The following is a 7700-nucleotide window of genomic DNA, read 5'->3' as shown; positions in this document are numbered from 1 at the left end:
CCTTCCTTGGGAAGGAGCTGCCCACAGGGCTGAGGTTAGCTGATGGAAATTGAAGAAAGCGCCGCAGGCTGTCGAGCTTTCCTAGAAGCTAGGAGCTAGAAGCCCCGCACGAATGACTCTATCCATCAGCACCTCTTCAACAGCTCGACAAACCGCAATTTGACACTTTATTCCCGCCCTTTTGGCATAAAAAAAGAACCGCAGCGATAAAATCGTTACAGTTCCTTTGAAAAGTCTTATTAAGCCTTTTCTTCCATCTTTTCCTTGTAAGCTTCCTTTGCTTCTTCCTTAGCTTCTTCAGCCTTTTCCTTAGCTTCGGCAGCCTTAGCTTTCGCAATGGCAGCGTTTACGTTTGCGTTCAGACGGGATTTTTTACGAGCAGCTGCATTCTTATGAATGACGCCCTTCTGAGCAGCACTATCAATGATGCTTACAGCGGCGCGAAAAGCTTCATCCTTGTTTTCAGAGGTAGCAGCAGCTACAGCTTTCTTCATAGCGCCGTGAATCTGGGATTTAACAGCAGCGTTGGCAGCTCTTTTAGCAGCGTCCTGTCTCATGCTTTTCATATTAGCTTTAATCTGTGGCAATGTATTTCACCTCCCGTCTGCATTATTCATACCATGCCATTCTATCATATTTCACCGGTCATGGCAAGAAACTTTCTGCAGAAGTTTTCCGACATCAAAATCAAGAACGAATAAGTATATAGATTTATTACCCTGGAGCAAGAAAAACACCGGCAGTTGGGTATCTTTATTCCCTGTTGCAAACCTGTTTCACATAGTTAATGAAGCGCTGATTAATTCGCAGAGTCAGGTTTAATCAGTGCTTCCTCAAATTTTCTTCAATTTGTTTGACGCCAATTTCATTCAGTAAGTTTCAGCATACTCTCCAAGTCCACCTTATGGAAAGACGGAGTCTCCGGTTTTTCTTTCAGCACCGCTGTCACATAGGACAAAGCTGCCGCCACGCCGGTGACAAGTCCCTCTTCGGCAATATCGAATTTCGGTGTATGATGGGGGCTGCCGCTTCCCACAGCGGGATCATTGATGCCGGTGAAGAAGAAGACCCCGGGCCAGGTGGATTCGGTGATGGAAAAGGTTTCCGTAGCCATCCACATAGGGCAGTCTTTATCAAGAGCCCCATCTCCCAGGTTTTCTACCACCGCTTTCCGGGCCAGATCCACGCACTCCTTCGTATTCACTGTGACCGGGAAATACTGGTCTTCCACCACTTCCACGGTGCAGCCATGGAGAGCTGCTGTATTCTTTGCAAGATCCAGCAGGGTTTTTCGGAAAGCCAGGCCATCATCGTTCTTCGTGCACCGGGCAGTACCGGCAAATTCAAGGACCTCAGGAATGATATTCGGTTCATGGCCTGCCTGTACGGAGCCGAAGGAATAGGTGAAGCTGTCTGTAGGAGCCGTCATGCGCATGCGGTAGGACCGTAGTTCAGATGCAATGGAAATGAAGCATTCAATGGGGCTCACCGCCATATCAGGACGGCTGCCGTGGCCGCTCTTTCCATGGAGGCGGATACGGAAGAAATAAGCCCCCGCCATGGCAGTGCCATAGAGGATTCCCACCTTCCCCGCCGGAAGGCTCCACATGACATGGGTACCGAAGCAGGTATCCACATGAACATGGTGGTCCCGGATATACCGGAGGAGCGGCGCAATGCCCCGTTCACCCATTTCCTCAGCTTCCTCAAACATGAGCACCACTTTTCCTTCCCAGTCCTCTTTATGCTGGGAAAGAATCTTCGCCTCCGTCAGAAGCATGGCTGTATGACCATCATGACCACAAGCATGCATGACTCCTTCATTTTTGGAAATGCATACTCTCTGTTTCGTCAGATTCACCGGATCTTCCCGGATAGGAAGCGCATCGATGTCAGCCCGCATGAGGACCGTCCACCCCGGTTTCCTGCTGTCTATAAAGCCAAGCACCCCACCATGGGGCACTCTTACAGTTTCTATACCGAGATCATGAAGAAATTTTTCAATGAAATCCATGGTCTTGAACTCTTTCTGTGAGAGTTCCGGATTTTCATGGAAATGACGGCGCAGTGCGATGACCGTGTCTCTTTCCTTTTCTGCCAATTGCCTTATCTGCAAAAGAATCCCTCCCTATAGATCTATATACATGCCCATTCAATCACGATTCCGCCATACATAGAGCGAAGACAGCACAAAGGCCGCCACCACAATGACCGTGGCGCAGAGCGTCAGAAAATCATTGTGCTCATACAGACGGTACAGACTGAAAAGGGCCAGTATACCCAAGAGTACCAGTTTGATATTCACAGTATCATCTCCTGTAAATAGGAATATGTATATCATATCACAACCATTCATAGAGAGGCACATTTTTCCAAAAAAAGAGAAAAAGAAAAGATGGCTTGTCCGAAATATTGACGGTTCCTTCTTTTGTATGCTAAAATGAATATCGATATGCCGGAGTGGCGGAATGGCAGACGCACCAGACTCAAAATCTGGCGATGGCAACATCGTGCGGGTTCAAGTCCCGCCTCCGGCACCAGTAAACCTAAAAAGCTTCTACAATCTTAAATCCGATTGTGGAAGCTTTTTACTTTGGTTTTTCTAATGCAAGCAGTTCTTTTATAGTATAAAGAGACGCCATTCAGACTGTCAATAATTTGACAATCTGAATGGCGCCTGCTATGCTTTGAACAGTCAATTTATTGACATTTAAGGAGGTTCTATTATGGAAATCACATTTTCCACCCTATACAACCTGGTAAACAGCATGAACTCTATTTACCAGAAAATACAGAAATCCAGCGGTCTCCCATCGTCGGAGTACTGGGTCATGTATTCCGTCTATAAAGACGGCAGCCGCTTTGCCCATGAAATCTGTCTTGCCACCTTTATGAGCCGGCAGACTGCAAGCCTGGCCATCAAGAACCTGGCCAGGAAAGGGTGGATCACCATTGAAGTATCCCCTGAAAACCGAAGGGCTAAGGAACTCCACACCACCGAAGAAGGCATGGTCTTTGCCAGGCAGTTCATTTTCCCTGTAGGACGGCTCGAAGAAAGGGCCTGGTCCCGTCTTTCTGCGGAAGAAAAAGAATCTTCCATTGCCATTATGTCCCGATTCCGTTCTTTCTTTATTGAAGAAGCAGCACCGCTCCTGAAGGAGGAAAAGCCATGAGCTCCCTTTCGGAACATATGACTTTTGGTAAACTGCTGCGCTTTGTCCTGCCCATGATTTTCATGCTCATTTTCATGTCCATTTACTACATGGTAGATGGATTCTTTGTCTCCAACTACGTGGGGAAGACGCCCTTTGCCGGATTAAATGTCATTTTTCCGGCACTCATGATGTTTTCCTCCCTGGGCTTTATGTTTTCCTCCGGCGGCAGTGCCCTGGTTTCCAAGGAGTTGGGACAAAAGAAAGAAGATGAGGCCCGGGCTTCTTTTACCACTATCATCCTGGCATGCCTGGCCTGCAGTATCGTTCTCAGCATCCTCGGATTCCTTCTGACCCCATGGATTTCAGCCTTCCTTGGCGCTGAAGGGGATCTTCTGGACTACAGTATCCTCTACGGCCGCCTTCTCTTTCCGGCACTCCCCTTCTTCGTCCTGCAGAATACGCTGCAGGGGTTCCTGATGACCGCTGGCCGGGGATCCCTGGGACTCCGGTTCATCCTGGTTTCCGGCATGGCCAATATCCTGCTGGATGCCCTGTTTGTAGCAGAGCTGCAATGGGGCCTGCCCGGTGCGGCCTACGCCACCATCATTTCCCAGGTTCTGGGAGCCCTTTTCCCGGTGATTTACTTTCTTCGCCCCCAGGGAAAGATCCTCTACTTCACAAAGCCCCTTCCCTCCCCTGCTCCCGTCTTCCAATCCATGTACAACGGTCTTTCCAGCCTTCTCACCTACCTGTCGGACCCCCTGGTGACCATGCTCTACACCTATGAGCTTCTCCGCTGGGCCGGGGAGGACGGACTGGCCGCCTACAGTGTTATTTCCTACATTTCTTTCCTCTTCGATGCTGTGTACATCGGCTACTCCGATGCCCTCATTCCGGTGACCGCCTACCAGTACGGTGCCCGGAAAAAGAAAGAACTCACCCACATCCTTCACAGCAGCCTGAAGCTCCTCCCGGCAACAGGATTCCTCCTCTTTATCACCGCCTCCCTCTCCGCTCCCTGGCTGGCAGAAATCTTTGTAGGCTACGACCCGGAACTTACGAAGCTCACCACCCATGCCTTCCGGCTCTACAGCTTCGCCTACATTCTTTCCGGCTTTTCGAAATACGGGGATGCCTTCTTCACCGCCCTGAATAACGGCACCGTATCCGCCCTCATTTCCTTCACCCATACCCTGGTTTTCGAAGTGGCATCCATCCTCCTGCTACCAGTCATTTTAGGTACCGATGGCCTCTGGCTTTCCCTGACGGCCGCTGAAATCGGCTCTGCCCTGGTGGTCTTCGCCTTCCTGAAAGGGATGCAAAAAGAATACGGCTATTAATCTGTGCAGGATGAAATCGCCACGGCAGTAATAAATTCCCAAATTCCCATTAACACAGTTCTCAATCATTCCCCTGGATAAAAACCGCGCCACCAGTTTTCAAAGGCCAATAAATCTATGGGGATTTCCAATAATTTTTCCACGAAAAAACAGCGGCAGAATGAAACCATTCTGCTGCTGTTTTCTATATCCCTATTCTTATTTCTTGGAATCAGCGAGATAAGCCTTCAGGGCATCGGCCAGTCTCTTAACCCCTTCTTCAATGACATCATCATCATTGTAGGAGAAGTTCAGACGGAAGTAGTTCTTCTTCTTGGATTCCGGGAAGAAAGCATCCCCCGGTACGTAAGCAACCTTGCGGTCCAGTGCGTACTTGAAGAGGTCACGGGAGTTGCAGCCTTCCGGCAGTTCTACCCACAGGAAGAGTCCACCATGGGGATAGGTGCATTTTACATCGGAGGGGAAGTACTTCTTGATGGCATTGCACATTACATCCCGGCGATGGCCATAAAGTTTGCAGTTATCTTTAATGTGTCCTTCGAAGTCGTAGTTCTTCATGTACATAGCCACTTCACGCTGGGTAACAGAGGGAGTAGCCAGGTCCGTGGAGCCCTTGACCAGGTCGAATTTCGGCAGCATTTCATCATTAACAACCATCCATGCCAGTCTCATGCCGGGAGCCAGGGTCTTGGAGAAGGTGCCGGAATACATAACGAGATGTTTCGGATCCATGGTGATGAGCGGAGCGATTTCTTCGCCTTCGAAACGGAGATCACCGTAGGGGTTATCTTCGAATACGGGGATTTCAAACTTCGTTACGATTTCCATGAATTTCTTGCGCCGTTCCAGGCTCATGCAGCGGCCGGTGGGGTTCTGGTAGTTCGGAATGACGTAAATGAATTTCACGTTGTCGTTCTTTTCCAGTACCTTTTCCAGTTCTTCCGGAATGATGCCGTCATCGTCGGTGGGAACTTCGATGTATCTTGGCTGTTCGAAATCAAAAGCGCCGATAGCGCCCAGGTATGTCGGGCTTTCGCAGAGAACCACATCGCCCTTGTTCAGGAAGACACGGCCTGTGATATCGAGGCCTTGCTGGGAACCGGTAACGATCATGATGTTCTTCGGATCCACCTTGTACATTCCCATGGGCTGGTACATGCGGTTCATCCGGTCTGCAATGGCCTGACGGAGACCCATGAAGCCAAGGGACGGGCCATACTGCATAGCACCGGCACCATCTTCTTCTCTTACTTTGATAGCGACTTCAGTCAGTTCCTTCAGAGGGAATGTCTTCGGAGCCGGAAGACCACCGGCGAAAGAAATAATATCCGGCTGTGCGGTGAGCGCCAGAAGGGGACCCAGGTCGGACGGTTTCATATTTGCCAATACATCAGAAAAACGAATTGCCATAAATATCTCTCCTTTACACTCGAAAGCAGAATGACATCATTCCGTTTTCATGGATTTTTATAAATGCTCCGGTGGCTGTGGTAAGGAAGCTCCGATTCAATGGCTGCCGGATTTCATTCAATGCGTAATGGCTTTATGAAATCTGACCGGCAAATAAATCAGCGGTTCTGCAAAAACCATGGAGTCCGCAAGCACATATAAATACTACAGGAAATCCCTGGGCCATCTGCCAATAGCCTGAAAGTCCTTAGTACTAATATTTTAAAACCTGCGCCATGGGATGTCAATGTGAGAGGATTGGATTCTCATCGGCGTGACTACGGTCTGAGTCATAGTGGCTTAAGGGGAACGCCCTGCAGGCGAGGGGTAATGCCTTCGGCAAGGTGGCGCAGGGGGAACGCCCTGCGGGCGAGGGGTAACACCTGACGGCGAGGTGACTCAAGGGGAATGGCCTTCGGCCAAGGGGAAGGTGCGGCGCACAATTCATATAGCGCCGCGGAGTATGTATTTTTCGGCTTTGCCGCTGAATCATAAACTCGTGCCGCTATATAATTTTGATGCGGCACACCACCCCCTCGGGCGAAGCCCGTTACCCCTGAGCCACCTTGCCCGCAGGGCATTACCCCTCAGCCACTATGACTATATCTGCATTCATGCCAGAAAACGCCAACCGTCAACTCCCCGATATACTGAAATTGGCAGAACCGTCTTATCTGCGGCGGAGCCGCTGGATCTCAACTCTTCTCTTTATATTCCCTTTACCGGTTCTCTATAAAATCCATATAGAAGCACTTCTATATTTATGGTAAAATAAAACTATGTAAATGATTTAGAAATCAGGTGAATCTATGCATATTTTTATGACCAACGATGATGGATTCGAGTCGCCGGGACTCATTGAGATGGCAAAGAAACTGGCCCGTCTGGGGCGGGTGACGGTGATCGCGCCGAACCGGGGACGGAGCTCATGTTCTTCTTCCCTGTCCCTGCAGACCCACCTCCGTATGTGGCACAAGGAAAGCTACGGAGAAAATATTTCTGTCCTTTCCTGCAACGGCACCACGGCGGACTGCTGCAAGCTGGCCCTGGAGCACTGGCTCCGGAATGACATGCCGGATCTGGTGGTTTCGGGCATTAATAACGGATTCAATAACGGCACCGACTGCCTCTACAGCGGCACCGTGGCGGGAGCCCTGGAGGGGGCGGTATTCGGCATTCCTTCCATTGCCCTGTCTGCCGACACCATCAAGGACAAGGACTTCCTGGAAAAGGCATCATCCTTTGCCTTTGACGTTATCCGGAAATATTTTGTGGATATGAAGTACAAAGGCACATTGAGCCTCAATATGCCAAAGGACAAAGAGGACCTCACCTGGGAGAACCTGAAGGTCACCAAGCTCGGTGTCCAGCGGTACCAGGATGCCATCCGGGAAATGAAGGATCCCTCGGGGCACCTGGGATTCTGGCTGTCCGGGAAAATGCTTCCTGACGCGGCACCGGATACGGACGTTTTCTGGATCCACCGGGGCTATCCCACACTGACTGCCCTCACATGGAATATGACGGACCGGGATAACCTGGATGCTGTGAAATCTGTGGCACAGCAGATGGCGGGAGAATAAGAAAGCAGCAGCGAAAAACTGCTGCTTTTTACGTGGGAGAATTGCGGTGAGCTGTTAGAGCGAAGCTTACGGATAGAGTCATTCGTGCGGGGCTTCTAGCTCCTAGCTTCTAGCATTCAGGAAAGCTCGACAGCCTGCGGCGCTTTCTTCAATTTCCATCAGCTAACCTCAGC

The 7700-nt window shown here is 50.0% G+C and carries 6 protein-coding genes, 1 tRNA gene and 1 pseudogene; 4 read left to right on the top strand and 4 right to left on the bottom strand.

Annotated elements, in window-relative coordinates; translation table 11 throughout:
- Nucleotides 1–341: 341 nt before the first annotated feature.
- The 3 genes and pseudogenes from rpsT to QZR21_RS06795 all read right to left on the bottom strand — a co-directional run.
- A pseudogene (gene rpsT, locus QZR21_RS06805) lies at nucleotides 342–587 on the bottom strand (30S ribosomal protein S20); the annotation flags it as partial.
- A gap of 278 nt (nucleotides 588–865) precedes the next feature.
- Nucleotides 866–2116, bottom strand: a complete 1251-nt coding sequence (locus QZR21_RS06800; protein ID WP_296099287.1) for a M20 family metallopeptidase — start codon at nucleotides 2114–2116, stop codon at nucleotides 866–868.
- A 36-nt stretch (nucleotides 2117–2152) separates the two neighbouring features.
- Nucleotides 2153–2305, bottom strand: coding sequence for a hypothetical protein (locus tag QZR21_RS06795; RefSeq protein ID WP_296099290.1), 153 nt, complete (start codon nucleotides 2303–2305; stop codon nucleotides 2153–2155).
- A gap of 149 nt (nucleotides 2306–2454) precedes the next feature.
- Here QZR21_RS06795 and QZR21_RS06790 point away from each other — a divergent pair.
- The 3 genes from QZR21_RS06790 to QZR21_RS06780 all read left to right on the top strand — a co-directional run bounded on the left by QZR21_RS06790 (nucleotide 2455) and on the right by QZR21_RS06780 (nucleotide 4495).
- Nucleotides 2455–2540, top strand: a tRNA-Leu gene (locus QZR21_RS06790).
- A gap of 186 nt (nucleotides 2541–2726) precedes the next feature.
- The gene (locus QZR21_RS06785; protein ID WP_296099291.1) at nucleotides 2727–3173 is read left to right on the top strand and encodes a MarR family winged helix-turn-helix transcriptional regulator; all 447 of its coding nucleotides are present in this window, start codon (nucleotides 2727–2729) and stop codon (nucleotides 3171–3173) included.
- Nucleotides 3170–4495: an MATE family efflux transporter gene (locus tag QZR21_RS06780; protein WP_296099293.1), complete on the top strand. Its 1326-nt coding sequence runs from the start codon at nucleotides 3170–3172 to the stop codon at nucleotides 4493–4495. The genes QZR21_RS06785 and QZR21_RS06780 overlap by 4 nt, the downstream gene beginning before the upstream one ends.
- A 198-nt stretch (nucleotides 4496–4693) precedes the next feature.
- Here the strand turns inward: QZR21_RS06780 and QZR21_RS06775 are convergent, their stop codons facing one another.
- Nucleotides 4694–5905, bottom strand: coding sequence for a PLP-dependent aminotransferase family protein (locus QZR21_RS06775; RefSeq protein WP_296099296.1), 1212 nt, complete (start codon nucleotides 5903–5905; stop codon nucleotides 4694–4696).
- 848 nt (nucleotides 5906–6753) lie between these two features.
- Between QZR21_RS06775 and surE the strand changes: the two genes are divergently transcribed.
- A complete protein-coding gene (gene surE / locus QZR21_RS06770; protein WP_296974533.1) occupies nucleotides 6754–7527 on the top strand; it encodes a 5'/3'-nucleotidase SurE in 774 nt (257 codons plus the stop codon).
- The last annotated feature ends 173 nt before the right edge of the window (nucleotides 7528–7700 follow it).

This window comes from uncultured Dialister sp. (assembly GCF_900541605.1).
Lineage (GTDB): Bacteria > Bacillota > Negativicutes > Veillonellales > Dialisteraceae > Dialister.
This window is presented reverse-complemented; position numbering and strand designations above follow the sequence as displayed.